Origin of the sequence: Metabacillus litoralis, from assembly GCF_003667825.1 — a bacterium.
Classification (GTDB): Bacteria; Bacillota; Bacilli; order Bacillales; family Bacillaceae; genus Metabacillus; species Metabacillus litoralis_B.
This window is the reverse complement of record NZ_CP033043.1, coordinates 4,335,001-4,361,596: the sequence shown is the minus strand read 5'-3', so window position 1 is coordinate 4,361,596 and position 26,596 is coordinate 4,335,001. Positions and strand designations below refer to the sequence as shown.

20 protein-coding genes, 10 tRNA genes and 2 rRNA genes (1 of these 32 cut by a window edge) are annotated in these 26,596 nt (G+C 38.6%); 4 read left to right on the top strand and 28 right to left on the bottom strand.

The genetic code is table 11. The features are described from left to right. Positions 1 to 48 precede the first annotated feature (48 nt). Together D9842_RS21370 and D9842_RS21365 are read right to left on the bottom strand one after the other, a co-directional pair. Positions 49 to 672, bottom strand: a complete 624-nt coding sequence (locus D9842_RS21370) for a LysE family transporter (RefSeq protein ID WP_121664224.1) — start codon at positions 670 to 672, stop codon at positions 49 to 51. Positions 673 to 819: 147 nt separating this feature from the next. Beyond that, positions 820 to 1,338 (bottom strand): YfiT family bacillithiol transferase, encoded by a 519-nt coding sequence (locus D9842_RS21365; RefSeq protein WP_121664223.1) that lies wholly within the window; start codon positions 1,336 to 1,338, stop codon positions 820 to 822. 184 nt (positions 1,339 to 1,522) lie between these two features. On the opposite strand from D9842_RS21365, the gene D9842_RS21360 reads away from it, so the two are divergent. Then, positions 1,523 to 2,506, top strand: a complete 984-nt coding sequence (locus D9842_RS21360; RefSeq protein WP_121664222.1) for a DMT family transporter — start codon at positions 1,523 to 1,525, stop codon at positions 2,504 to 2,506. A gap of 94 nt (positions 2,507 to 2,600) precedes the next feature. Here the strand turns inward: D9842_RS21360 and D9842_RS21355 are convergent, their stop codons facing one another. From D9842_RS21355 to D9842_RS21340, 4 genes are all read right to left on the bottom strand, one after another. Next, the gene (locus D9842_RS21355) at positions 2,601 to 3,089 is read right to left on the bottom strand and encodes a GNAT family N-acetyltransferase (RefSeq protein WP_121664221.1); all 489 of its coding nucleotides are present in this window, start codon (positions 3,087 to 3,089) and stop codon (positions 2,601 to 2,603) included. 231 nt (positions 3,090 to 3,320) lie between these two features. Further along, positions 3,321 to 4,097, bottom strand: a complete 777-nt coding sequence (locus D9842_RS21350) for an alpha/beta hydrolase (RefSeq protein ID WP_121664220.1) — start codon at positions 4,095 to 4,097, stop codon at positions 3,321 to 3,323. 159 nt (positions 4,098 to 4,256) lie between these two features. Next, positions 4,257 to 5,354 carry a bifunctional diaminohydroxyphosphoribosylaminopyrimidine deaminase/5-amino-6-(5-phosphoribosylamino)uracil reductase RibD gene (gene ribD, locus D9842_RS21345; protein WP_121664219.1) on the bottom strand — a complete coding sequence of 366 codons (1,098 nt, stop codon included), beginning with the start codon at positions 5,352 to 5,354 and terminating at the stop codon, positions 4,257 to 4,259. Then, positions 5,347 to 6,102 (bottom strand): GTP cyclohydrolase II, encoded by a 756-nt coding sequence (locus D9842_RS21340; RefSeq protein WP_121664218.1) that lies wholly within the window; start codon positions 6,100 to 6,102, stop codon positions 5,347 to 5,349. The genes ribD and D9842_RS21340 overlap by 8 nt, the downstream gene beginning before the upstream one ends. 250 nt (positions 6,103 to 6,352) lie before the next feature. Between D9842_RS21340 and D9842_RS21335 the strand changes: the two genes are divergently transcribed. Further along, positions 6,353 to 6,676 (top strand): thioredoxin family protein, encoded by a 324-nt coding sequence (locus tag D9842_RS21335; RefSeq protein WP_121664217.1) that lies wholly within the window; start codon positions 6,353 to 6,355, stop codon positions 6,674 to 6,676. 1,525 nt (positions 6,677 to 8,201) lie between these two features. Here the strand turns inward: D9842_RS21335 and D9842_RS21320 are convergent. The 4 genes from D9842_RS21320 to D9842_RS21305 form a co-directional block, all read right to left on the bottom strand. Beyond that, positions 8,202 to 8,750 carry a glycerol-3-phosphate responsive antiterminator gene (locus tag D9842_RS21320; RefSeq protein ID WP_121664214.1) on the bottom strand — a complete coding sequence of 183 codons (549 nt, stop codon included), beginning with the start codon at positions 8,748 to 8,750 and terminating at the stop codon, positions 8,202 to 8,204. A gap of 17 nt (positions 8,751 to 8,767) precedes the next feature. Further along, entirely contained in the window at positions 8,768 to 10,453 is a 1,686-nt protein-coding gene (locus D9842_RS21315; protein WP_121664213.1) for a glycerol-3-phosphate dehydrogenase/oxidase, read from the bottom strand. Positions 10,454 to 10,624: 171 nt separating this feature from the next. Further along, positions 10,625 to 12,148 carry a glycerol kinase GlpK gene (gene glpK, locus D9842_RS21310; protein ID WP_121664212.1) on the bottom strand — a complete coding sequence of 508 codons (1,524 nt, stop codon included), beginning with the start codon at positions 12,146 to 12,148 and terminating at the stop codon, positions 10,625 to 10,627. A gap of 33 nt (positions 12,149 to 12,181) precedes the next feature. Beyond that, positions 12,182 to 13,003: an MIP/aquaporin family protein gene (locus tag D9842_RS21305; protein WP_121664211.1), complete on the bottom strand. Its 822-nt coding sequence runs from the start codon at positions 13,001 to 13,003 to the stop codon at positions 12,182 to 12,184. A gap of 561 nt (positions 13,004 to 13,564) precedes the next feature. On the opposite strand from D9842_RS21305, the gene D9842_RS21300 reads away from it, so the two are divergent. Then, on the top strand, positions 13,565 to 14,869 hold the full coding sequence (locus D9842_RS21300) for a phytoene desaturase family protein (protein ID WP_162987524.1): 1,305 nt from the start codon (positions 13,565 to 13,567) through the stop codon (positions 14,867 to 14,869). Between the two features lie 20 nt (positions 14,870 to 14,889). Then, positions 14,890 to 15,489: a TetR/AcrR family transcriptional regulator gene (locus D9842_RS21295; protein ID WP_121664209.1), complete on the top strand. Its 600-nt coding sequence runs from the start codon at positions 14,890 to 14,892 to the stop codon at positions 15,487 to 15,489. A gap of 445 nt (positions 15,490 to 15,934) precedes the next feature. On the opposite strand, the gene glmS is transcribed toward D9842_RS21295, so the two are convergent. The 18 genes from glmS to D9842_RS21205 all read right to left on the bottom strand — a co-directional run. After that, positions 15,935 to 17,740, bottom strand: coding sequence for a glutamine--fructose-6-phosphate transaminase (isomerizing) (gene glmS / locus D9842_RS21290; protein ID WP_121664208.1), 1,806 nt, complete (start codon positions 17,738 to 17,740; stop codon positions 15,935 to 15,937). Positions 17,741 to 18,219: 479 nt separating this feature from the next. Next, complete coding sequence (glmM, locus tag D9842_RS21285) at positions 18,220 to 19,566, bottom strand: phosphoglucosamine mutase (protein WP_121664207.1); 1,347 nt, start codon at positions 19,564 to 19,566, stop codon at positions 18,220 to 18,222. Positions 19,567 to 19,594: 28 nt separating this feature from the next. After that, positions 19,595 to 20,842, bottom strand: a complete 1,248-nt coding sequence (locus tag D9842_RS21280; RefSeq protein ID WP_121664206.1) for a CdaR family protein — start codon at positions 20,840 to 20,842, stop codon at positions 19,595 to 19,597. Then, positions 20,835 to 21,656 (bottom strand): diadenylate cyclase CdaA, encoded by an 822-nt coding sequence (cdaA, locus tag D9842_RS21275; protein ID WP_121664205.1) that lies wholly within the window; start codon positions 21,654 to 21,656, stop codon positions 20,835 to 20,837. The genes D9842_RS21280 and cdaA overlap by 8 nt, the downstream gene beginning before the upstream one ends. A 212-nt stretch (positions 21,657 to 21,868) precedes the next feature. Continuing rightward, a complete protein-coding gene (locus D9842_RS21270) occupies positions 21,869 to 22,480 on the bottom strand; it encodes an anti-sigma factor family protein (RefSeq protein WP_121664204.1) in 612 nt (203 codons plus the stop codon). A gap of 13 nt (positions 22,481 to 22,493) precedes the next feature. After that, positions 22,494 to 23,057, bottom strand: coding sequence for an RNA polymerase sigma factor SigW (gene sigW / locus D9842_RS21265; protein WP_098798136.1), 564 nt, complete (start codon positions 23,055 to 23,057; stop codon positions 22,494 to 22,496). Between the two features lie 253 nt (positions 23,058 to 23,310). After that, positions 23,311 to 23,386, bottom strand: a tRNA-Ala gene (locus tag D9842_RS21260). 11 nt (positions 23,387 to 23,397) lie between these two features. Then, positions 23,398 to 23,472, bottom strand: a tRNA-Gly gene (locus D9842_RS21255). A gap of 6 nt (positions 23,473 to 23,478) precedes the next feature. Beyond that, positions 23,479 to 23,551 (bottom strand) — tRNA-Lys (locus D9842_RS21250). A gap of 3 nt (positions 23,552 to 23,554) precedes the next feature. Next, positions 23,555 to 23,629, bottom strand: a tRNA-Gln gene (locus D9842_RS21245). A 260-nt stretch (positions 23,630 to 23,889) separates the two neighbouring features. Next, positions 23,890 to 23,973: transfer RNA gene (locus tag D9842_RS21240), tRNA-Tyr, on the bottom strand. A gap of 11 nt (positions 23,974 to 23,984) precedes the next feature. Further along, positions 23,985 to 24,057 (bottom strand) — tRNA-Thr (locus D9842_RS21235). Positions 24,058 to 24,092: 35 nt separating this feature from the next. Further along, positions 24,093 to 24,168 (bottom strand) — tRNA-Val (locus D9842_RS21230). 62 nt (positions 24,169 to 24,230) lie between these two features. After that, positions 24,231 to 24,305, bottom strand: a tRNA-Glu gene (locus tag D9842_RS21225). 18 nt (positions 24,306 to 24,323) lie between these two features. Continuing rightward, positions 24,324 to 24,396: transfer RNA gene (locus D9842_RS21220), tRNA-Thr, on the bottom strand. A 2-nt stretch (positions 24,397 to 24,398) separates the two neighbouring features. Further along, a tRNA-Asn gene (locus D9842_RS21215) sits at positions 24,399 to 24,473 on the bottom strand. A gap of 10 nt (positions 24,474 to 24,483) precedes the next feature. Beyond that, a 5S ribosomal RNA gene (gene rrf / locus D9842_RS21210) occupies positions 24,484 to 24,599 on the bottom strand. A gap of 249 nt (positions 24,600 to 24,848) precedes the next feature. Next, positions 24,849 to 26,596 (bottom strand): 23S ribosomal RNA (locus D9842_RS21205) (it continues 1,182 nt past the right edge of the window).

The following is a 26,596-nucleotide window of genomic DNA, read 5'->3' as shown; positions in this document are numbered from 1 at the left end:
TTTACCCTATTTTTCACAAATCAAACGAATCGGGAGTTTTTCTCAATGTTAAAGAAGCAATAAAAAGCCTTGATAGCCAAAATATAAGCCGAACAAAATTAAAGAAATACCTGAAATTGTAGATATAACAGCAAGAAGGGTTGTTGTTAAATATCTTCTTAATACGCTAGCAAACATCGCCATCGTGAAATCCCATAATAAAACTCCTGATAGGATGGCAGCACTACAAATAAGAAGTTGTGTTCCACCATTTCCAATTGTGGTGTTGGCGAGAATTGCCCCATAAATTCCTATCCAAAATAAAATACTTAGAGGGTTAAGTAAAGACATAAAAAAGCCTGAAAAATAGGACTTAGAATAGCGGAGATTTACTCTACTAGTTGTGAACGTATGTTTTTTAGCTGCCATTAAACTTTCAATACCCGTATATACTAAAACAAAAAAGCCAAAAAACCATAGAAACATTTTCACTGTCGGGATTTGCAAAAAGTTTACAAACCCTAAATACACTAACACCATATATACAACATCAGCAGTTGTTGCCCCTAAACCAAACAGCCAGGCATGAAGGAATCCTCCTTTTATGCCCCGATCAATTTGACCTGCGTTTACAGGGCCTATGGGTGCTGCTAGTGAAACCCCTAGAAATACGTAGCTGAATAAGAAATTCAAATTCTTTACCCCCAATATTGATAGATGCTTGTACATCATATTCAACTGGATGAAGAATTATGTGAAAGTAATAACTGTTTTATTTGATTTTGCCCCTTTAAGCTTACTAAAAAAAGCAGCCCTATATAATTAGGACTGCTGGCTCTTTTAATGAACTCTTACTAACTTTATATGTTCTATATGATGCTTTCCATGCCACGAGTATAATGCAACATTAGTAGATAAGGAGATTTCCTTATTTGTTTCAGGATGAACGAATGTTTTTTCAAAGTCAGACATAGACATCGATTTTAATAAAAATACCCATCGTTCGTGTAAAGATTCAAGGAGATTAATAGAGATAGATAATGGTAATTTCGTATCAGGTAAAGCTGCCCATGTTTTTTCATCATATGCTTTAATAGTTGGACGATCTTCAGTTAGGGCTAATTTAAAGCGAATATAACTATTCATATGACTGTCTGCCAGATGATGAACCACTTGTCTAACCGTCCATCCACCTGGTCGGTATGATGTATCTAGCAAAGGCTCTGAAAGACCCTCAAGAGCTAACTTCACTTGCTTGGGAGTATTTTCTATATCTTCTATCCACCCTTCGATGTCTTTCTGAGATACATGCTTAGGTTTCTTAAATTCACCAATAGGATATTGAAGGCTTTTCCTCATCTCTACACTCTCCCTTTATTTGACTTTGTTATTTTCATTATATGGACGAAAGATCTTCTGGACAATATCTTATGTTAAAAGAAAGGATTGAATTTTACAAAAAAACACACTAAATTAAACAATTGTATGTTATATTATGTTAAACACACTTTTCCATTTAATGGAGATGATTGGAGGCTTCGCAATGCGGGCAATCTTATTAGGAGTTTGTTCTTCTTTCTTTTTTGCTTTTACGTTTGTGTTAAATCGTTCCATGGAGCTTTCCGGAGGTAGCTGGTTATGGAGTTCTTCTTTACGTTATTTTTTTATGCTTCCTTTTTTACTTCTTTTCGTTATGTGGAGAAAAAAGTGGCAGCCTCTTCTTATAGAGATGAAAAAAAATCCTCTAAAATGGCTTTTATGGGGAACAGTAGGATTCGGATTATTTTATGCACCTATTTGCTTTGCAGGAGCTTATGGACCAGGTTGGCTAATTGCGGCCACATGGCAAATGACAATCCTTTCAGGTTCTCTACTTGCACCACTATTTTATGAAAAAGTCCAAACAGTCAATGGATCTGTAAAGGTGAGAGGTAAGATTCCATTAAGAGGCTTAAGCATGTCTCTTATCATTATCTTCGGGGTAGCATTAATGCAATTTGAACATGCAAGTCAGTTATCAATCATGCCTGTTTTATTAACGATTATTCCAGTTCTCATTGCCTCCTTTGCTTATCCGCTGGGTAATCGGAAAATGATGGCGGTTTGTGAAGGAAGATTGGATGTTTTTCAAAGAGTATTGGGGATGACAATTGGAAGCTTACCACTTTGGATTATTTTTGCTATTATCGCTATCTTTACGACAGGCCTTCCAAGTAAAACGCAGACAATCCAATCATTTTGGGTTGCAATTTGTTCAGGTTTAATTGCTACTCTACTTTTCTTTCAAGCAACAAATTTAGTTCAACACAATATGGCTCAACTTGCAGCTGTAGAGGCAACTCAATCGATTCAGGTCCTTTTTGTACTAATTGGAGAAATTATATTTCTCGCTTCACCTCTTCCTACAGGTATGTCTTTATTAGGAATGGCCTTTGTCATGATCGGCATGGTGTTGCATAGTTACATATCAAGAAGCAGCCGCCCTGCTCAAACAATTAAACCAGACCCATCTAGGCAGCTTTCATAGCAGTTCTGCGAGAGTTTATATTTAGTGTCCAAAGGGAGACTCTTTCTTGGCCTACTTACCAAAAAGACTCCCTGAGCACTAATAATTTATTTTATCAATAATGATCTAGTACCATTCTTACAGTTTGTAATACATGACCATCAAACAAATCCTCATATTCCGTTTCAATTATAAACCCTTTTGATTTATAAAAATTGACACCAGCCAGATTTTCTTTTTCTACATTTACATATATTTTCTTAACATCGTTTAAGTGCTGTATCCCCGCTTTTAATAAGTCCGTACCAATACCCTTTCCTTGGTATTCTTCATAAAGATAAATGGCCCCTAATTCTACCTTTCTCTCATCTTTTAGAGGAGTAAAATTTGCAAAACCAATAATTTCATCCTCTTCTTCTGCTACTAAAAAAAGTGTTTCATTAAGTCTTTTGAGTAACATTTCAGAAGAATATGCAGTTGCAACAAAATTCTCTTGAGTGGAATCAGGAATAATTCCATTATATGTAGTCCGCCAACTAGATCTAGCAACATGTTGTACTTGTTCTATATCTCCTTCATTCATCTTTCGAATAGCTATCGTCATGTAATCTCCCTCTGTACTAATTTTTCACTTATATAATTACAAATTATAGCATTTCTTTGTTTAAATTCGAACATTTTTGCAAACGTATACAACTTTTAATAGACAAGCATTTAATATCTCTTGAAAAATAGTCAAATATTTAAAACGTTTTCACAACTGTTAATAACTTTTATAATATGTGGAAAAGCATGTGGATAACTCGAGAGTTATCCACTTCACCTTCATAAACCATTAGCTATTTACCAGCTCTGTTACTGATATACCAGCATTTAAACTCTGAATATGGTGATTTATGTTATCCACAATAAGCTGTGCATCATAATCCATTGATGCAACATGATATGAGTTTTTTAATTCTATTATCCTCTTATCAACTGAAGAAATTTGCTCATAAATAAAATCAGAATTTGCTGGTGGAACAACATGATCAACTGATGATTTAAAAATAACAGTAGGGGTTGTGATATACTTGGTTTTATTTTTTGTATCATCCATTAAATCTAACAGCTGATGTACAGCCTCTAACGGAACAGATTCATACGTTATTTCATGGACAGCAGGCTTTTTTATGTCCGGCTCCCCTTCTTCAATCATTTTCGGCTTTGTTTCATCGCTGTATTGTTTATAAGCAACATCTGTTACAGCTGCATTAATTAAGAAGATTCCATTCACTATTGTATTAGCAGCGAGTTGAATTGTTAAGGCACCGCCCATGGACTGACCAACTGCAAAAACATGGTCGCAGTTCTTTTTTAATTCATCAAATGCTATCTGTAAATCTGAAATCCATTCGTTATAAACGCAATTTTTCATATCTTCAACATTTGTCCCATGCCCTTTAAGACGAGGAATTGACACAGTGTACCCAAGCTTAGCAAGTTGCTTCCCTATATACTCCATGCTTTGTGGTGTACCGTTAAATCCATGACATAATAAGATTCCTGTACTATTACCAGAGAAATATAAACTTTCTGCACCCTTTATAACTGGATATACTTCTTTTTTCATCTATAATCCCCCTTAGGCTAATGTGGATAAATTCATTTATATTATATACATTATAATTCATATAAGATTACTTGGTTTTATTGTAACCTATTCTTTTCATTTTCACAACAAAGAACAAGAAAACAAAATAGATAATGAAAAAGCATGATGCGTATAACATCATGCTTCTTTATAGTGAGGATACCCTACAAACTTATAGTCTGGCCCAATTTTAATGATATCTAAATGCTGCAGATCAATGGCATCGGCCATCTTTTCAATTCCTTGGCCTCCGATAAAGCCTGGGGCTTGCTTTCCACCGATAATTTTTGGAGCCATATAAACAACTACTTTATCAACTAACTGCTCTGCTAAAAAAGAAGCATTCACTTCTCCTCCACCTTCAATTAAAACAGAGGAAATAGAATTCTCCCCTAGTATTCTTAGCACTTCTTGAATGTTTACACGCTCTTCACCATTTGTTACAAAGATTTTCACATTATGGTCTTCAAGCGCCTTTTTTATCTCTTTATCGAATTTTTTTGAAGTAAAAATCCATGTTTCGGCTTTTTGATCTTTTACCACCTTTGAATGAAGTGGTGTTCTTAATTGGCTATCCAAAATAATTCGAACCGGATTACGACCATGTTCAATTCTAGTCGTTAATTCAGGATCATCTTTTATCACCGTTTGGACCCCTACTAAAATTCCAGTATGTTCATGACGTAATTGATGAACATCCTTACGTGCCTCTTCAGAAGTAATCCACTTGCTATCAGATGTAAAAGATGAAATTTTACCATCTAACGTTGTAGCAGATTTTAACGTCACAAAAGGCATTTTTGAAACAATGAATTTATTAAACACTTCATTCATTTCACGTGACTCTTTTTCACAAATTCCTACTACCACTTCAATATTTGCTTCTTTAAGGATGTTAACACCATTTCCTGCAACAATCGGGTTAGGGTCAAGAGTAGCCACATATACCTTCTTAATACCCGCTTCAACGATGGCTACAGCACATGGTCCTGTACGTCCATAATGAGAACATGGTTCCAACGTTACATACATTGTGCCACCTCTTGCCTGTTCTCCTGCCATATTAAGTGCATGTATTTCTGCATGTGGTCCTCCAGCCTTTAAATGAGCTCCTACACCAACAATTCGATTATGATTTACAACGACAGCCCCTACCAATGGGTTTGGATCTGTTTGCCCCTTCATAGCGGCGGCATTCTCAATTGCTAACTTCATATAAAACTCATGTTCATTCAACGGTATAGCCTCCTCTAAAGTGGCCAGCCTTCTCCATTTTTGTTTCTAGGTAGCGTTGATTAAAGCTCGATATATCCCCCCATAAGGGAATACGACCTGAGACATTTGCACCTGAATCTTGCAATGCCTTTAGTTTAAGTGGGTTATTCGTAATTAGCGTTACCGGTAATTGACGAAGAGTTTTCAATACACGAATCGCATCATCATAATTTCTTTGATCATCCGAGAAACCAAGTGCCTCATTTGCCTCCACTGTATCTAAGCCCTCTTCTTGTAGGAGGTATGCAAGAGCCTTACTGAATAATCCAATACCTCTTCCTTCATGATCAGCAAGATAAAAAAGAGCTCCTGTACCATGTTCTGTAATCATTTTCAAAGTTTGTTTAAGCTGATATCCACAATCACATCTTTTACTTCCAAAGATATCACCTGTATGACAAATACTATGCATACGTATAAGAGCTTCATCATTATGAGCAAAATCACCATAAACAAGCACACTTGATTGCTGATGTTTTGATAAGTCTGCACTAGGTAATTTTCTTATGATTGATTCAAATGTTTCAGCTGAGTCCTGTTCAGCTTCAGCCTCCAGCCAGCAATACCATTTGAAGAATTCGGTTTTGCCATCTAATTGAACTGGGAGGTTTATTGGTCCCACAATATACGTAGCTCCTTGATTATGAGGAACAATCTTTACTTTTTCTTTTATTATATTTAGAGGGATATCTTTTATTGTTTCTACCATTAGGTTTCTCCCCTTTATAGGCTATCTATTCTTAACTTACTTATTGTAAGTGAGTATAAGGTTGAAAAGGAATGTCGTCAACTAACTTGAACTGAGCATCCTTTGTGTCATCAATACTTTATACCCTACTTTCTAAAGAATCAAGCTATGATAGGTGGATGACCATCTAGTTTTTTCCTATAATAGTTTAAGTAAGCAAATTACTGTTTTTTGGTCGAGTATTGGATAAAATAAGGGTAGAGGTGATAGCATGGAACATGTAAAAACAGAAAATCAATTTCAAGAGCTTATTAATGGTAATGAACCAGTAGTCCTTAAATTTTTTACAGACTGGTGCCCAGACTGTAAAAGAATGGACATGTTTCTACCAACTGTATTTGAAGAGGTAGGAAATGTATCAATGTATGAAATAAACAAAGATGACCTTCCCGAAATTGCAGAAAAATATGATGTAATGGGTATTCCAAGTTTATTAGTATTTAAAGATGGTGAAAAACAAGCACACTTACATAGCGCAAATGCAAAAACTCCAGATCAGGTGATTGAGTTTTTATCGGAATCTCTAAATAAATAATCATTCATTAAGAGTTTTTGATGCTGTCTGTAGTAGAGGTTATTGAAGAGATATGAATTTTATAGCTACAGAAAAAAGCTGTCCCGGCTGTGCTTGTATCGGGACAGCTTTTTGCTTGGTTACTGTTTTTGGGTCCCGATTTTGCTTGTATCGGGACAGATCTTAGCCTAGATGCTGCTTTTGGGTCCCGATTTCGCTTGTATCGAGACACATCTTGGCCTGGTTACTGCTTTTGGGTCTCGATTCTACTTGTATCGGGACAATTCTTAGCTTGGTTGCTGCTTTTGGGTCCCGATTCGCCTGGTATCGGGACACATCTTTGCTGGCTTGATGCTTTTGGGTCTCGATTCCGCTTGTATCGGGACACATCTTAGCCTAGATGCTACTTTTGGGTCCCGATTCTACTTGTATCGGGACACATCTTAGCCTAGATGCTGCTTTTGGGTCCCGATTTCGCTTGTATCGGGACACATCTTTGCTGTTCTGCTCCTTTTGGGTCCCGATTCTACTTGTATCGGGACAGATCTTTGCTGTTTTGCTGCTTTTGGGTCCCGATTCTCCTAGTATCAGGACACATCTTAGCTTGGTTGCTACTTTTGGGTCTCGATTCCGCTTGTATCGGGACACATCTTAGCTTGGTTGCTACTTTTGGGTCCCGATTCCTCTTGTATCAGGACACATCTTGGCCTGGTTGATGCTTTTGGGTCCCGATTCCGCTTGTATCGGGACACATCTTAGCCTGGTTACTGCTTTTGGGTCCCGATTCCGCTTGTATCGGGACACATCTTAGCTGGCTTGATGCTTTTGGGTCCCGATTCTCCTTGTATCGGGACACATCTTGGCTGTTCTGTTCCTTTTGCGTCCCGATTTCGCTTGTATCGGGACACATCCTAGCTTGGTTGCTGCTTTTGGGTCCCGATTCCTCTGGTATCGGGACACATCTTGGCTGTTCTGCTCCTTTTGCGTCCCGATTTCGCTTGTATCGGGACACATCCTAGCTTGGTTGCTGCTTTTGGGTCCCGATTCCTCTGGTATCGGGACACATCTTGGCTGTTCTGCTCCTTTTGCGTCCCGATTTCGCTTGTATCGGGACACATCCTAGCTTGGTTGCTGCTTTTGGGTCCCGATTCCTCTGGTATCGGGACACATCTTGGCTGTTCTGCTCCTTTTGCGTCCCGATTTCGCTTGTATCGGGACACATCCTAGCCTGGTTGCTACTTTTGGGTCCCGATTCGCCTTTTATCAGGACACATCTTAGCTGTTCTGCTCCTTTCGTCCTTTCGGGTCCCGATTCCGCTTGTATCGGGACACATCTTTGCTGTTCTACTACTTTTGCGTCCCGATTCGCCTTTTATCAGGACACATCTTAGCTTGGTTGCTCCTTTTGGGTCCCGATTCCCCTGTATCGGACACCTCCTAGCTTGGTTGCCGCTTCTGCGTCCCGATTCCGCTTGTATCGTAACATCATTCAACCTACTTTTACTATGATTGTTCCAATAAAACCGGAACAAATCCTTCTTACAAATTATATCCTCCACAATTCCTTTCGGGACGTTGTTACAGCATGTGCACCTGCTTTTAACACACTAGTTACTTCCTCTTGATTTGTTATTAAGCCGCCTGCTATTACAGGAATATTTGTTTCCTGACTTACTTTTTGAATCAAATGTGGTACACAGCCTGGTAGAACTTCTATAAAGTCAGGCTGAACCTTTTGCGCTAAGCTGTAACTTGTATCAATTGCCAAAGTATCAAGCAAAAAAAGACGCTGAATCGATAAAATACCATTTTTTTTAGCTGTCTTTAATACACTTGCTCTTGTTGAAATAACTCCATCAGGCTTTATTTTTTGACATAAAAACTCTGCTGAGTACTCATCGTTCTTTAAACCTTGTATTAAATCTGCATGTAAGAGGATTTTTTTATGATTTGCTTTTGCTAGCTTCATAATATTATCTAATTGAGCGATATGCACTTCTAGCATTACGATAAACTCGACATTTTTAGTAGAAAGGACCCGCTCAAAATCCTTCATTGATTTGGTCGCAGGTAACACCTGTTGATTTTCAAACATAGTGGACCTCACCCCTTCTATACACTTTTAGCATGTGGATGTTCATCATAATCTACAGGAACAGTGGCATCATATATGTGTTTTTCTAACTCATCACGGAAACGTTGTTCTTCTTCAAGCGACCAAGAGAAAATAGTTGCCATGAATTTTGTAACCGGTTCTTTCCACTTGATCACCCAATTTATATCAAAGAATAATGCACTAGTTCTTCTAATGAAGAAATCACATAGTGTTCCTACCATTTCTTGTTCAATTCCATAAATAAGGGATGCATATACTTCTAACGAAAGTCCAGCAGTCTCCGCTTCATGTCCCCTATGTTTGATTACTTCATAGAGGGCAGAAATATTTGATCCATATCGTTTCACTAGCTTCGTTGCTTCTTCCTCTGTTAGACCTAAATTTATCCCTTTCTGAACCTGTTCTTTCACGAAACTAGGGTACTGATTGGAACCACCAACATCTCCACCTGAAAGAATAATCTGGTCTGTCGTACATGCAGGATAATTTTTTCCCCTTAGTTCTTCTAATACAAGATTTACAACACCTTCTGCCATTTTGCGATAACCTGTTAGCTTTCCTCCAGCGATTGTCACTAAGCCGGACGGTGAGACAAAGATTTCATCCTTTCTAGAAATCTCTGAAGGATCTTTTCCTTCTTCGTGAATAAGAGGACGTAAGCCTACCCAGCTTGATTCAACATCATTCGTTGTTAAGTTTAGATTTGGAAACATATAATTAGTAGCTTTTAAAATATAATCTCTGTCCTCTACTGTCATTCTAGGGTGGCTAATTGAGCCTTTGTAATTTGTATCAGTTGTGCCTACATATGCTTTGTTATCACGCGGTATAGCAAACATCATTCTACCGTCATTAAAAGGAGTGTCGAAATACACTGCTTCTTTTAGAGGAAAACGTGACGAATCAATAACAAGGTGAACACCTTTTGTTAAGTGCAAATATTTCCCTTTCTTTGATTTGTCCTTCTCTCTTAACGTATCAACCCATGGACCTGCAGCATTTACAATTTTCTTTGCGTAAATTTTCCGCTTCTCACCAGTTAGTAAATCCTGAATTTGAACTCCAATGACTTTTCCTTTGTTATAAATAAATTCTTCTGCTTTTGTATAATTAGCTGCCAAAACACCTCTGTTTACCGCTTCTTTCATTACTTCTAATGTTAATCGCGCATCATCTGTTCGATATTCAACATACACCCCAGATCCCTTTAAGCCCTGTTCACGTAAAAGAGGTTCGCGTTCGATTGAATTTGTTTTGTTCAGCATTTTCCTTCTTTCAACCTTCTTAACTCCAGCTAAATAATCATATACTTTTAAGCCTATTGAAGTGGAAAACTTACCGAATGTTCCATTTTCAATGATAGGCAACATCATCCAGACAGGTGTTGTAACATGTGGGGCATTTTCATAGACAATTGCCCGCTCTTTTCCAACCTCTGCTACTAGCTTTACCTCGAATTGCTTTAAATAGCGTAAGCCTCCATGTACTAGTTTTGTAGATCGGCTAGAGGTACCTGCAGCAAAATCCTGCATCTCAATCAATCCCGTTTTTAAACCACGAACCTGGGCGTCTAAAGCAATTCCTGTTCCTGTAATTCCACCACCGATAACTAGTAGATCTAAAGTGCTCGCTTCCATTTCTTCTAAATATTTTGAACGATTTATGCTAGAAAACTGTGTCATTGTTTATCATCCTTTCAAATTGTAGGTAAAACAACAAAAAAGGGGACCACAACATGAACTGTAAAGAAATCCTTTTACAGCTTTGTTGTGGTCCCCTCAAAACGTCTCAAGACCAATTTTTTATTAACTTTTAGATATATACATTATAGCAGGGTTTTTCTTAATTTTCAATTAAGTCGTTTGCTTTTTACCCTTTTTATTTGGCTTAAAGCTCATTGTTGCCTTTACTGCTTCCTGCCAGCCTTCATATAGCTCATTTCTTTGATCCTCATCCATAGTAGGATCAAATGATTGATCTACCTTCCATTGTGAGGCAATTTCTTCACGGTCCTTCCAGAAGCCTACTGCTAAACCTGCTAAATAAGCAGCTCCTAAAGCTGTTGTTTCATTTATAACTGGACGCTCTACAGGAACATTGAGAAGATCACTTTGGAAATTCATGAGCATATTGTTTTTCACTGCTCCACCATCTACGCGTAATTTTTTCAGTTCAATTCCTGAGTCTGCTTCCATTGCTGTTAATACATCCTTTGTTTGATAAGCAAGAGATTCAAGGGTTGCACGTACAAAATGTTCTTTCGTTGTTCCACGAGTTAATCCAAACACCGCACCTCGTGCATCACTATCCCAATAAGGTGTGCCTAATCCTACGAAAGCAGGAACGACGTATACGCCATCAGTCGAATCGACCTTTGAAGCATAGTCTTCTGATTGTGGGGCATTTTCAATCATTTTAATTCCATCACGTAACCATTGAATTGCAGACCCCGCAACAAAAATACTTCCTTCTAGAGCATACTCAACTTTCCCATCAACGCCCCAAGCAATTGTTGTTAACAATCCATTTGCTGATGGAACTGCTTTTTCACCTGTATTCATTAACATAAAGCAACCTGTTCCATATGTGTTTTTTGCCATCCCTTTTTCATAGCAAGCCTGCCCAAACAATGCAGCCTGCTGGTCACCTGCCACCCCTGCAATTGGAACAGCTTCACCAAAAAAGTGATAATCTACTGTTTCTGCATAAACTTCTGATGAAGAACAAACTTCAGGTAGCATCGATTGTGGGATATCTAGAATCTCCAAAATTTCTTTATCCCATTCTAAATTGTAGATATTATACATTAGTGTTCTTGACGCATTTGTATAGTCAGTAACATGCTTCTGCCCACCTGATAGTTTCCAGATTAACCATGTATCAATTGTTCCAAACAAAAGTTTCCTTTCGTTCGCTTTTTCTCTTGCACCTTCAACATGGTCAAGAATCCATTTAACCTTTGTTCCTGAAAAATAGGCATCTATTAATAAGCCTGTTTTTTCACGAAAAAGATCATTATATCCTTTTTCTTTTAGCTCTTCACAAATATCTGCTGTTTGTCTTGATTGCCAGACAATCGCATTGTAGACAGGCTTTCCAGTTTCACGGTCCCATACTACTGCTGTTTCACGTTGGTTCGTAATTCCGATGCTTGCAATTTCTTTTGGCGAAATATCTTTTTTAGCAAGAACTTCTGCAATAACTGCTAAGATAGAGCTCCAAATTTCTTGTGGATTATGTTCCACCCAGCCTGGTTTTGGAAAATACTGAGGAAACTCTCTTTGAGCAACCTCAACAATTTCACCCTTTTTATTAAATAGAATAGCTCTGGAGCTTGTTGTACCCTGATCTAACGATAAAATATATTTCTTTTCCATATGATTACCTCCGAAATTCGTAGTTATATATATTTACATTATTTCTTGTTTTTTTGCTACAATTCCTTTATTTGTGTGAGATACTTTTACAACCAACGCAATTACTACTAATAATCCTATTAAAATATAAAGGGCGTTAATAGAACCACCAACAAACACCGCGTGATGAAATTGTGCACCAAGAACACCACCAACAATTGGACCTATAACAGGAATCCAAGCATATTTCCAGTTAGAAGAACCTTTCCCTGCAATCGGGAGTAAAAAGTGTGCAATACGCGGACCTAGGTCACGTGCAGGATTTATTGCATAACCTGTTGTACCACCTAGTGATAATCCAATGGCTGTGATAAAGAAACCAACTATAATCGGATTTAACCCTTCTGTAAATTCGTTAGCACCAATTGATAGGAGACCAAAAATTAAAACAGCTGTACCTATCACTTCACTTATAAAGTTAGAAGGTGTATGTGCAATGGCTGGATCTGTAGAAAAGACCGCTAATTTTGCAGCTTTATCTTCCGTTGCCTGCCAGTGTGGGTAATAATATAACCATACAATCGTAGCACCGAGGAATGCCCCGATCATTTGCCCGGCAATATATGATGGAACATCTGCCCATGGGAACGCACCAATAGAGGCGAAACCAATTGTAACCGCTGGATTTAAATGTGCACCGCTTACACTTCCAACAGCATAAGCTCCAAATGCTACTGCAAACCCCCAGCCTAATGTAATAACAATCCAACCAGAGTCCTGTGCCTTTGATTTATTAAGCACAACACCACCTACTACACCACCACCGAAAATAATTAAAATCATCGTTCCTATAATTTCCCCTAAAAATGCTGACACTGTTATATCCCCCTTCATACTCTTTCATAAAAAACTTGAATGCAATGTGCTGAAAAAGAAAAAGACAGCCACCTGCATTAATAGGATATAAAATCCCCTATTAAAGCAAATGGCTGTCTCTCAATAACTCATCAGCACGATTCTTAACTTGTTAACATTATTATAAGTGTAAGAGTTTATTTTGTAAACGCTTTTTTCTAAAAATTTATATAATGATAGATAGTCTGAACACAAACTATTAGCTCTTTATCCGTTTCTTCATAGACCTTAATAGGTAACCACCTTTAAATTTCCAAGGTTCATAGAAAAGAACAAATGCTTACTGTTCAACTTGTTCAATCATTATTATTAATTTTTCCTCTAATCTTCTTTTTCTAAGAATTTTGAAGTTGATATCGGATGCCATCTTTACCCATCCCTTCAAATATAGTCACACTGAAAAATATTTAATAAAACTGTAATAACAATACAGGTTAAATCATTATATAAATTTTAGTTATTGACTTAACTAACTAGTTAGTCTAAATTATAATTAACAAATTATTCCATGGGGTGATGTTAATGAAAAAGGTTCTTGTTGTTGGAGCAGGTTTAGGTGGGTTATTTACAGCAGGTTTATTAGCAGGAAGGGGACATCAAGTCACAGTAGTTGAACGATCACCAATTTTAGGTGGCAGGTCACACGTTTTAAAAAAGGATGGGTTTACCTTAGGTTATGGAGCCCATGCCATCTTGGCTCCAAAAGCACACCCCGTAAAAAGTATCTTCAAAGAGTTAAACATTAATTTAACATATAATAAAGCAAGTCTATCTAAATTCAAGCTCTTTAAGGATAGCAAATTACTATCTACCCCTTTAGGATCAGGTATTCTAACATCACCTGCCATTCATGGGATGATGAATCATTTTGTGTTTTTAAAAAAATTCATCCAAATGGTGAAATCAAAGCCAACGTTCGATCCTAATGTAACAGTAGAGGATTGGATAAACGAAAACATAAAAGATGGAACTATAGCAAAGGTAATCAAGGCATATGCAACTCTATCCGTCTATGATGGAGCATTGGATTGTTATTCCATGAACGCTTTTGTCGAGCTTGCAAACTGTGAATATTCAAACAACGAGCCACTTGCATATGCAGCATATGATGAATTATTGGATAAGTTAAAAACACATATTTTAGTAAACGGTGGAGAAATCCAATTAGGTTGTAAGGTCGAAGCGCTTATTATTCAAGATGGAAAAGTGGTAGGGGTTGAAACAAAGGAACAAAACTTATATGCAGAAAATGTTGTATTGAACTTGCCTCCTCAAGCTATAGAGAATATGATTAAAAATGATTCTTTAATTGAAGAACTTAGCCCCTATTTTAACCAAACACCACAGTTTGTATATGTTTATGATTTAATGCTATCTAAGCCTTTAAGAAAAGATATAACAAACATATTGGATCTTGACGAAAACGTATATATGAATGATTACACCTTAAATGTTCCTTCATCGGTTACAAATAACGGGCAGCTACTCTCGTGTTTAAAGTTTTTAAGTAAACAGGAGCAGCAAGACGATTGCCATGCAGAGCAGTCCAAAAAATCAGTAGAAAGAATTCTCGACAGCGTCTATACCGGATGGAGACAGCACACAGTTGGATCAAGAATAATAAATAGGGCAATGGTGAACGGAATTGCAAGACATACTGGTAATAAACTCATTCCATTTGAAAGTAAGAATGTGGATTCCCTCTATTTTGTTGGAGATTCTACGTCTGGTCGTGGAGGCCTAGGATTGCCAGCATATGAGAGTGCTTGGCTAGTTTCGGAGAAAATTGATATAAAAAATTCAATTAAGCATGTTAGTAATGTCTAATTAAAGGAAGATCAGTACAAATGACAGAGACAATTTCTGGTAAAGAAAAGATTTTGGAGACGGCATTAACTGAATTTGCCGATAAGGGGTACGAAGGGGCAAGAGTAGATCGGATTGCAATTGAAGCTGGCGTAAATAAGGCTCTAATTTATTATCATTTTAAAAGCAAAGAAGAGCTTTATGTATCAACGATTAACTATTTATTTAAAAAAGCAGCACCAACAGAATTAAAAATACCCTCTTCTTTAACTGTTAGAGAAAAAATGTTACTTGTAATAAGGCACTTCACAACGTTTATTCATTATAACCCGACTTTTGTAAAAATCATGGATCAAGCTGTTAATAATGGCAATAGCCTTTTTGACAATTTATACGAACAAAACCTCTATTTTCAAAAGGTTATAGCATTATACTTCGAGGGAGTCACAAAAGGAGAAATTAGAATCATTGATGAGCCAGTCGATTATTTGATTTCCCTTTTAGGATCTTGTTACTTCTTCTACTCCCATCGAAATGCCTTATATAAATTTTATAGTAGCCATTTGGATGAAAAGGAGTTTCTTGAAATGCGTATCCGGACAGTACAGGATATTGTAGATCGGGTTTTATTTCAAAAATAAAGGGTACCTTGGTATTTTCCGAACTAAAAGAACGAGAAAACTTAAAAGGCATTATGCATCGAACTGTACCCTGTAAAGTGACCTGTGGAGGCTTCAGCCCTGATAAAAAAGGGCTGAAGCTATATATTTGTTTTTAATATATTCCCTGATTATTTAATTCTTTAGTCATACCAATTGCAAGTTATTCACTATCGTTATTTTCGAAGTACATCTGCTCTATAATGTACTACTAGTTGAACAGCATCTGTTACAGCTAGAAAAAGTGTATTGACCTTGCCAATATTTTTATGCCGACCATCTCACCGTCCGGTAATGGACAGCGACACTTCTTTAGTCGTGGATGGCGCATTATATAAGAATTAAAAAAAAGCCCCGGGAATCGAGGCTATCTTTTTAATCAATCTTTATTTTAAAACTACATTTGTTTATTCGTTATTATTTAAAATTACTCAACCGTCACACTCTTAGCAAGGTTACGTGGCTTATCAACGTCACAGCCACGGTGTAATGCTGCATAGTAAGAGATCAGTTGTAATGGTACTACTGATACTAAAGGTGCAAGCTGTTCATGAACAAGTGGAAGAACGAAGCGATCGTCTTCTTCTTCTAAGCCTTTCATAGAAATGATACATGGATTTGCACCACGTGCCACAACTTCTTTTACATTCCCACGAATACTTAGGTTGACGTGTTCTTGAGTTGATAAAGCAATAATTGGTGTACCATTCTCAATAAGAGCAATTGTACCATGCTTTAATTCTCCACCAGCAAAACCTTCTGCTTGAATGTAAGAGATTTCTTTCAGCTTTAATGCTCCTTCTAATCCAACATAATAGTCTACAGAGCGTCCGATAAAGAAAGCATTTCTAGTTGTTGCAAAGTATTCCTTCGCAATTTCTTCCATTTCTTCTTTTTGATCACAAAGTACTTCCATTGCATTTGCTACAATACCAAGTTCTTTTGTTAAATCAAATTCCAATGAGCGGCCTTTTCCTTCAGCTGCAACTGCTGCAAGAATGGAAAGAACAGCTAATTGTGCTGTATATGCTTTTGTAGAAGCAACAGCGATTTCAGGGCCCGCATGTAATAACATCGTATAATCCGCTTCACGAGATAAAGTAGATCCTGGCACATTCGTAATCGTTAACGCTTTGTGACCAAGCTCTTTAATTTGCACTAGTACTGAGCGGCTATCTGCGGTTTCACCACTTTGTGAGATAAAGATAAATAATGGATTTGCTGATAGTAATGGCATATTATAAGAAAACTCACTTGCAATATGCACTTCTACTGGAGTCTTCGCCCAATTTTCAATGAATTGCTTACCGATTAAACCAGCATGGTAACTAGTTCCCGCTGCAATAATATAAATTCGATCTGCTGCATTAACTGCATTTACGATATCTTCATCAACCGTTAGACCACCATTTTCATTACGGTATTTAGCAATGATTTTTCTAGTTACTAATGGCTGTTCATCAATTTCTTTTAACATGTAGTGAGGATATGTGCCCTTTTCAATATCGCTTGCATCAAGCTCTGCTTTATAAGGAGCACGTTCAATTACGTTACCTTTTAAATCTTTAATTGTAACTGTTTCGCGTTCAACGAATACCATTTCTTTATCCATAATTTCTACGTATTGATCAGTTACTTGCAGCATTGCCATTGCATCTGAAGCAACAACATTAAAGCTACCGTCTCCTAAACCAACAAGTAGTGGACTTTTATTTTTAGCTACGTAGATCATATCCGGATTTTGCTCATCTAATAAGGCAATTGCGTAGGAGCCTTTTAAGATTGATAACGTTTGACGGAACGCCTCTTCAACCTCTAATCCTTCATGAACAAATTTCTCAATCACTTGAACAATAATTTCAGTGTCTGTGTCACTTTTAAACTCAACACCAGTTAGATGTTCACGCTTTATGATTGAGTAATTCTCAATAACACCGTTATGAACAAGTGTAAATCTTGATGAAGTACTTTGATGTGGATGTGCATTTACTTGACTTGGAACACCATGTGTTGCCCATCTAGTATGACCAATCCCAGTAGTTGCTTCAACTTTTTCATCAACGATTTCACGTAGCTTAGCAATACGACCCTTTTCCTTAAAAATATGAACGCCATCTTGATTCATAGCAGCGATACCTGCTGAATCATATCCACGGTATTCTAATTTTTCTAAGCCTTTTAACAAAATTTCTTTAGAGTCCTGTTTGCCAATATAACCAACGATTCCGCACATAATTCATTTCCTCCCATAGCGTGCTACCAGGGACAGGAAGTCATTTTTAAACAAACGGAGACATCACTGTCCCCTCACACATGTCTTTTTTTATTGGAAGGCTATACCATTCCCTTTGTTCAAAAAGTTACCTTTCTGTTTTAAGGAATAGCTTACGGCTGTAACCAAGAACAACCGGGAGGCATCCGCCGATATTTTCGATAACCTCCATCCTCGTCAACTAAGTTTTATCGACCACTTAGTTCAGGCGCTTTGATTGATACGTTATTAATATAATGAATGTACTCCTTTCTAGTATGAGTATTTTTAACAAAATTAATAATACACAAGTTAAAAACAATCGTCAATTGTTTTTCCAATCTATAACAACCCTTTTGAATTGTTATACATTATCTATATGTTCAAAAATCTATAAATGTTACCACAATCTTGTCTTCAAGTTTCTAGAAAAATTAAATAAAAAGACGGGTTTCCCCGCCTTATTCCATACCCATTTCTTCTTTTACTACAGCAACAATTCGATTAACATAGTCACGACATTGCTCTTCTGTTGGAGCTTCTGCCATAACACGGACAAGTGGTTCTGTTCCTGAAGGACGCACTAATATACGGCCGTTACCGTTCATTTCTTCTTCAACAGCAGAAATGATTTCACTTACCTTTTCATTTTCAGTCACTCTATGTTTATCCGTTACTTTTACGTTTATCAACAACTGTGGATACTTTGTCATTTCATTTGCAAGTTCAGATAATTTTTTACCTGTTAACTTCATAATATTAACTAATTGTAATCCCGTAAGAAGACCGTCACCCGTTGTGTTATAGTCAAGGAAGATAATATGACCTGATTGTTCTCCACCCAGGTTATAATCATTTCTTTTCATTTCTTCTACAACATAACGGTCTCCAACAGCGGTCGGAATGCTATTAATAGCATGCTCTTCTAACCCTTTGTAAAAGCCTAAGTTACTCATTACTGTTGAAACAACAGTGTTCTTTTTTAATCGACCTTCACTATTTAAGAATTTTGCACAAATGTACATAATCTGATCACCATCAACAATATCACCGTTTTCATCAACAGCAATGAGGCGATCACCATCTCCATCAAATGCTAAACCAATATCAGCATTCTTCTCCTTTAAGAAAGCTGCTAAAGCTTCTGGATGTGTCGATCCTACCCCGTCATTAATGTTTAGCCCATTAGGTGATGTTCCCATTGTAGATACATCTGCATCAAGATCTGCAAATAAATGTGTAGCAAGAGATGATGTAGCTCCATGTGCACAATCTAACGCTACATGTATACCAGTAAAGTCTTCGTCAACTGTCTGTTTTAGGAATTGTAAATATTTTTGTCCACCTTCAAAATAATCATTTACTTGTCCTAAATTCTTACCAACAGGTCTCGGTAATGTATCTTCTTCTTCATCCATTAGTCTTTCAATCTCAAGCTCTTGTTCATCAGAAAGTTTAAAACCGTCTGGACCGAAATATTTAATTCCGTTGTCTTCTACAGGATTATGTGATGCTGAAATCATGACCCCTGCTTCCGCACCAAGAGCCTTAGTTAAGAAAGCTACACCTGGTGTTGAGATCACACCTAAACGCATCACCTCAGCTCCTATTGATAGTAGTCCTGCTACAAGAGCCCCTTCTAACATATGCCCTGAGATACGAGTATCTCTCCCTATAATAACCTTTGGTCTTTCTTTATCCTTTGTTAGAACATATCCACCAAATCGACCAATTTTAAAGGCTAATTCAGGTGTTAATTCACTATTTGCAACTCCTCGTACTCCATCTGTACCAAAATACTTTCCCATTGGTTTCGCTCCTTTATACAAATCTGCCTTAAGAGGCTGAAGAAATTCTCACTTTTACCTTTTCTTTTTGCAATGACCAAGTAAGATTTTGAGGACCATTAACTTGAACTTCCACCTCATGTTCACCATCCGCTAAATCTGACAGGTTTATATATAATTCAATATCATCTGATTTTATGTCATTAATCACACTCGGAGCTCCGTAAACGGTAAGATCCATTGCTCCTGAATCGGGATCAATATAGTCGAAGACCTTTCCTTCAGAAAGCCCTACTTCCTGTATTTTTTGACTGGAAAATACCTTTTCTTGTTGCTCTTCGATATCTATTTCAATCTTAATTTTTTCCGGACTAACTTTCGTGATGCCCTCCGGTACCGGGACATCCACTTCTATAGTTGTATCCTTTTGAATCTCAGAAAGGTCTACTTTTATACCATCTAGAAATTCATATTTTTCAAGAACATCAAGTGGTCCATATACAGTAATTTCTTTTGGATTAGGTTCTATACTTAAGATACTTAAACCCTTTTCAAGCTCACCTTCCCTGCTTATTTTAAAAGGGAGGGTTTTACTTGGGCTTTTAATTGGTACTGTAACATCTACAACAGACGGTTCTACTTCCACTGGAAGAATGTTTCCATCGCTGTCATAAATCGTAATTCTAGATTCCTGGTTAATCGTTTCCTTAGCAGTTTCTAAATTCACTGTTGCCTGAACCGTTTCGATACGGTCAATAACCTCTTTTGATGCTGTAACTCGAATACTGTTTGGATTTACAATTGGTTGATCAGGTGTGTATCCTTCCTCTAATTTATCTTCATTTGTAAAATCAACCTCAACTGGGAAATCCTTTGTAACCTTCTCTTCAATTGAAACTGTGATAGTAGAAGGATTAATACTTGCCTCTAAATCCTCGGATAAGTTTTTCATTTTAAGTTGAACTCGATGAGTACCTATTGATAATTTATTTAAATCAGCATATATCTCAAAATCTTTAACTGTCCTTGCTTTTGTTAATGCAACCGTTGGACCCTCTAATGTTACATTAACTGTTTCTGGCACACCTGTAACAACAAGATTTTCTTGATCAAAGTATGTAACGACTGGCACATCCGTGACAGTTGCCTTATCCAATGAGGGAGAAGAATTAAAAGGATTTGTTGATTGGGTTCCTCCTTGAGAGCCAGATTCTATATTAACGGATGCATATAGCATGATTGCCAGGAACAAGGCAATAATCCTCATTACCCAATGGTTATTCATCAACCTATCCATCTTTTTTCCCCCTCCAATGCCAACGGTTTGAGGAAACAGTTTTTGTTGCAGAATGTAATTCTTTTTGTAAAATCTCTCTTAATTCATCTTGATTTAAATTTCGATGCAGCTCACTGTTTCTAGCAGCAGAAACGCTTCCTGTTTCTTCTGACACTATAATTGTAAGACTATCGGTAACTTCACTGATTCCAAGTGCTGCACGATGTCGTGTACCCAATTCCTTGGATATGAATGGACTTTCTGATAAAGGCAGATAACAAGCTGCCGCAGCCACTTGATTTTTTTGAATAATAACAGCACCATCATGAAGAGGTGTGTTAGGAATAAAAAGATTAATTAATAACTCAGATGAGATTCTTGAATTTAATGCGATTCCTGTTTCTATGTAATCACTCATCCCAGTTTCTTTTTCTATCGACATAAGTGCACCAATACGACGTTTTGCCATATAGTCTGTTGCCTTCACAATAGATTCGACTATTATTTCAGGATCATCTTCACCAGGCTGACCGCTTCTGGAAAAAAAGCGACCTCTTCCTAATTGTTCCAAGGCTCTACGTAGCTCTGGTTGAAATATTATGATGATGGCTAGAAATCCCCATGTTATTGCTTGGTCCATTAACCATTGTAGAGTACTTAGCCCAAAATAATGACTAAGCATTCGAACAACAATAATCACGGTAATTCCTTTTAACAACTGTACAGCTTTAGTTCCCCTTGCTACCATTATTAATTTATAGATAACGTACCATACAAGGAGAATGTCAACAGCTATACGGAGGTATTGCAATATTGGTAAATCCTCATAACCCATTCACTCGTCCTCCATGAGCTCACTCTATTTATGAATAGACATTGTCTATTTATTGTTGTGTATGTAACTTTATTATTATATCACTTCATTATTAGGAATGTAAAAAGGTCACCAAGTGGATGACCTTTACTATTTATTCTTGTTAACCATGTGTATTTGTTTCTCATAGTCACTGGTCAAGAAGAACCCTAAATTCCAATCCTTACTACATTCTAGTTAAATACCTCTACGACTTCTTTAGAAACAGATTTCATGTGATACCATAACCATTCAAACATTTCATCAACTTCCTCAATTTCTCCAGTTACTTGACCAGCAGAAGCCATGAATTGCTCTCCATTTATAACTGTCACATCTCCATCAACTGTACCCTCAATCGTTAATGTTCCATTTTTAACAATTACATCACCTTTAACAACTTCATCTTTAGGAACGATAACTTTACTATTTTCAACAACTAAATTACTTTGTTTCGATACACTAAAATGTTGATCTTCATTCCATGCAGAAAGCAAGCTCCCAGTCATCAAAACAATAAAAAGAGATGCTGCCGTTAATAGTGGGTGACTTTTTAACCAACGATTCCATGAAACAGTTCTTTTTTCTCGCGGAAGATTATTCATAACAGCTTCAGTAAAGTTAAGAGGAGCTTCAATATGTGATGTGCTTTTGACTAGAGCAACAGCCTTTTCAAGTTCATGAAAGTGCTGATAACAAGACTCACATGTATGAAGATGGTCCTTAACCATTTTTTCCTCACTTGGTGTTAATTCAAGATCCAAATATTTATGCAATAGTTGAACATATTCTGAAGAACAGCTCATTATCATCACCTCATCATAAGTGCCTTAATTGTTTTCTTAAAGCCTCTCTACCTCGATGTATACGAGTTTTAACGGTTCCAACAGGTATATTCAGGATTTCGCTTATTTCTATAAGAGAAAGCTCATCTATATACTTTAAGACAATTACAGTTCTATACTTATCCGGAAGTTTTAATATTTCCTTTTGAATGGTCTCTTGCAATTCCAATGTTTCAAGTTCCTCTTCGGGTAGTGTTACATCGGCAGCTACTTGTGAATACATATTTAAACCATCTGTTCCGGAAACCTCAGCATCCAGATAATAATCTGGCTTTTTTTTACGAATACGGTCTATAGAAAGATTCGTTGCAATACGGTATAACCATGTAGAAAACTTTTTATTCATATCATATGTGTGAATATTTACATATGCTCTTATAAAGGCTTCCTGGGCAATATCCTCTGCTTCATGCGCATTTCCTAGCATCCTGTAACAAAGTTGATAGATTTTATCCTTGTACAAATCGACAATCTCAGCAAAAGCATTTTGATCACCTTTTTTCACCTGTTTTATTCGTTTTTTTACTATTGTCTCCATTTATCATACCTCCGCACTCTGCGGGTCTCTTTTTATACGAATTAGAAACCACTAAGGTTTCATTTTTTTTCACAATCATTATTTTAACAAATTTTGGAGAATGAAAGGAGAAAAGTTTCTAGTTTTTTGCTATTTAGATATACTTTTTCGGCATTTCTCATATTTAAATTGTTTGCACCAGCTTTTAATACATTAAAAAAACGATAAACAGTGTTTATCGTTTTATGTATCAAAGTTATTATTATTAAATTTATGGTGGAGCCTAGCGGGATCGAACCGCTGACCTCCTGCGTGCAAAGCAGGCGCTCTCCCAGCTGAGCTAAGGCCCCATGGTGCCGTATGGAGCGGAAGACGGGATTCGAACCCGCGACCCCCACCTTGGCAAGGTGGTGTTCTACCACTGAACTACTTCCGCAAATAATGAGCCATGAAGGACTCGAACCTTCGACCCTCTGATTAAAAGTCAGATGCTCTACCAACTGAGCTAATGGCTCTAATGGCTGGGCTAGCTGGATTCGAACCAACGCATGTCGCAGTCAAAGTGCGATGCCTTACCGCTTGGCTATAGCCCATTGATTAACCTTCATGAATAAGCTTCTTCGAAACTTCTTCATGAATCCTCAACGTAAGAGGATGTTTTGTGATATTTCTGACAGAAAATATCGTCGACTACTAGGTATTCTTTATACCTTTTATATCTGTCGTTCCATACTGAACTTTAGTTTTTATTACTTTAATTTCAGTATACCCACTCATTAGTGAAACTATTCACAATCCACTAAACAATTTTTATGATAAAACTTCTCAACGTACCTGTTTTATTGTTTATAAATGGTGGAGGGGGGCAGATTCGAACTGCCGAACCCTAAGGAGCGGATTTACAGTCCGCCGCGTTTAGCCACTTCGCTACCCCTCCGTTTGTAAGAGTGCCGGCGAGAGGACTTGAACCCCCAACCTACTGATTACAAGTCAGTTGCTCTACCAATTGAGCTACACCGGCATATGGTAAGTTATTTTTGCTAGCGCAAAAAAACATGGTGGAGGATGACGGGATCGAACCGCCGACCCCCTGCTTGTAAGGCAGGTGCTCTCCCAGCTGAGCTAATCCTCCGAAATAATACTAATTTATGACTTTCATTAAGGTAAGTTATTTTCGCTAGCGCGAAAAAACTATGGTGACCCATACGGGATTCGAACCCGTGTTACCGCCGTGAAAGGGCGGTGTCTTAACCGCTTGACCAATGGGCCTTATTTACTTTTCATCTAAGCTTCCAACCGGGCTCGAACCGGTGACCTCTTCCTTACCATGGAAGTGCTCTACCAACTGAGCTATGGAAGCAATGGCTCCGCAGGCAGGACTCGAACCTGCGACCGATCGGTTAACAGCCGATAGCTCTACCACTGAGCTACTGCGGAACAATCCAAAGCCTGGCAACGTCCTACTCTCACAGGGGGAAACCCCCAACTACCATCGGCGCTGAAGAGCTTAACTTCCGTGTTCGGCATGGGAACGGGTGTGACCTCTTCGCCATCATTACCAGACAATGTGACAAAAACTATTATACTAAATTAGAAGAAGATTTCAAGTGTTTTTTTCACTTTTATATTCCTTCAAAACTAGATAACGATTCACAATTCAATTCACTCTACTGAGTTTATGTTCTTACTTTGTCCAGCTCCAGAAGCCAAATCCTACGGTAATTTCACTCTCTCAAAGAAGTCAAAGAACGACTTCCTTTCGATCGCTCCAATTCCCTATGGATTTGAACGGGCTTCTTCCGCATTTCTATTTAGGTTAAGTCCTCGATCGATTAGTATCAGTCAGCTCCACACGTCACCGCGCTTCCACCTCTGACCTATCAACCTGATCATCTTTCAGGGATCTTACTCACTAATGTGATGGGAAATCTCATCTTGAGGGGGGCTTCATGCTTAGATGCTTTCAGCACTTATCCCTTCCGCACATAGCTACCCAGCTATGCCTTTGGCAAGACAACTGGTACACCAGCGGTGCGTCCATCCCGGTCCTCTCGTACTAAGGACAGCTCCTCTCAAATTTCCTACGCCCACGACGGATAGGGACCGAACTGTCTCACGACGTTCTGAACCCAGCTCGCGTACCGCTTTAATGGGCGAACAGCCCAACCCTTGGGACCGACTACAGCCCCAGGATGCGATGAGCCGACATCGAGGTGCCAAACCTCCCCGTCGATGTGGACTCTTGGGGGAGATAAGCCTGTTATCCCCGGGGTAGCTTTTATCCGTTGAGCGATGGCCCTTCCATGCGGAACCACCGGATCACTAAGCCCGACTTTCGTCCCTGCTCGACTTGTAGGTCTCGCAGTCAAGCTCCCTTGTGCCTTTACACTCTACGAATGATTTCCAACCATTCTGAGGGAACCTTTGGGCGCCTCCGTTACATTTTAGGAGGCGACCGCCCCAGTCAAACTGCCCACCTGACACTGTCTCCCAGCCCGATCAGGGCTGTGGGTTAGAATTTCAATACAGCCAGGGTAGTATCCCACCGACGCCTCCACCGAAGCTAGCGCTCCGGCTTCTCAGGCTCCTACCTATCCTGTACAAGCTGTACCAAAATTCAATATCAGGCTACAGTAAAGCTCCACGGGGTCTTTCCGTCCTGTCGCGGGTAACCTGCATCTTCACAGGTACTATAATTTCACCGAGTCTCTCGTTGAGACAGTGCCCAGATCGTTACGCCTTTCGTGCGGGTCGGAACTTACCCGACAAGGAATTTCGCTACCTTAGGACCGTTATAGTTACGGCCGCCGTTTACTGGGGCTTCGGTTCAAAGCTTCGCTTGCGCTAACCTCTCCCCTTAACCTTCCAGCACCGGGCAGGCGTCAGCCCCTATACTTCGCCTTGCGGCTTCGCAGAGACCTGTGTTTTTGCTAAACAGTCGCCTGGGCCTATTCACTGCGGCTTTTCCGGGCTATTCACCCTAAAAAGCACCCCTTCTCCCGAAGTTACGGGGTCATTTTGCCGAGTTCCTTAACGAGAGTTCTCTCGCTCACCTTAGGATTCTCTCCTCGCCTACCTGTGTCGGTTTGCGGTACGGGCACCTCTCACCTCGCTAGAGGCTTTTCTTGGCAGTGTGGAATCAGGAACTTCGGTACTATAATTCCCTCGCCATCACAGCTCAGCCTTCACGACAACGGGATTTGCCTCGTTGTCAGCCTAACTGCTTGGACGCGCATATCCAACAGCGCGCTTACCCTATCCTTCTGCGTCCCCCCATTGCTCAAACGGTGAGGAGGTGGTACAGGAATTTCAACCTGTTGGCCATCGCCTACGCCTTTCGGCCTCGGCTTAGGTCCCGACTTACCCTGAGCGGACGAGCCTTCCTCAGGAAACCTTAGGCATTCGGTGGAGGGGATTCTCACCCCTCTTTCGCTACTCATACCGGCATTCTCACTTCTAAGCGCTCCACCAGTCCTTACGGTCTGGCTTCACAGCCCTTAGAACGCTCTCCTACCACTGTTCGTAAGAACAGTCCACAGCTTCGGTGATACGTTTAGCCC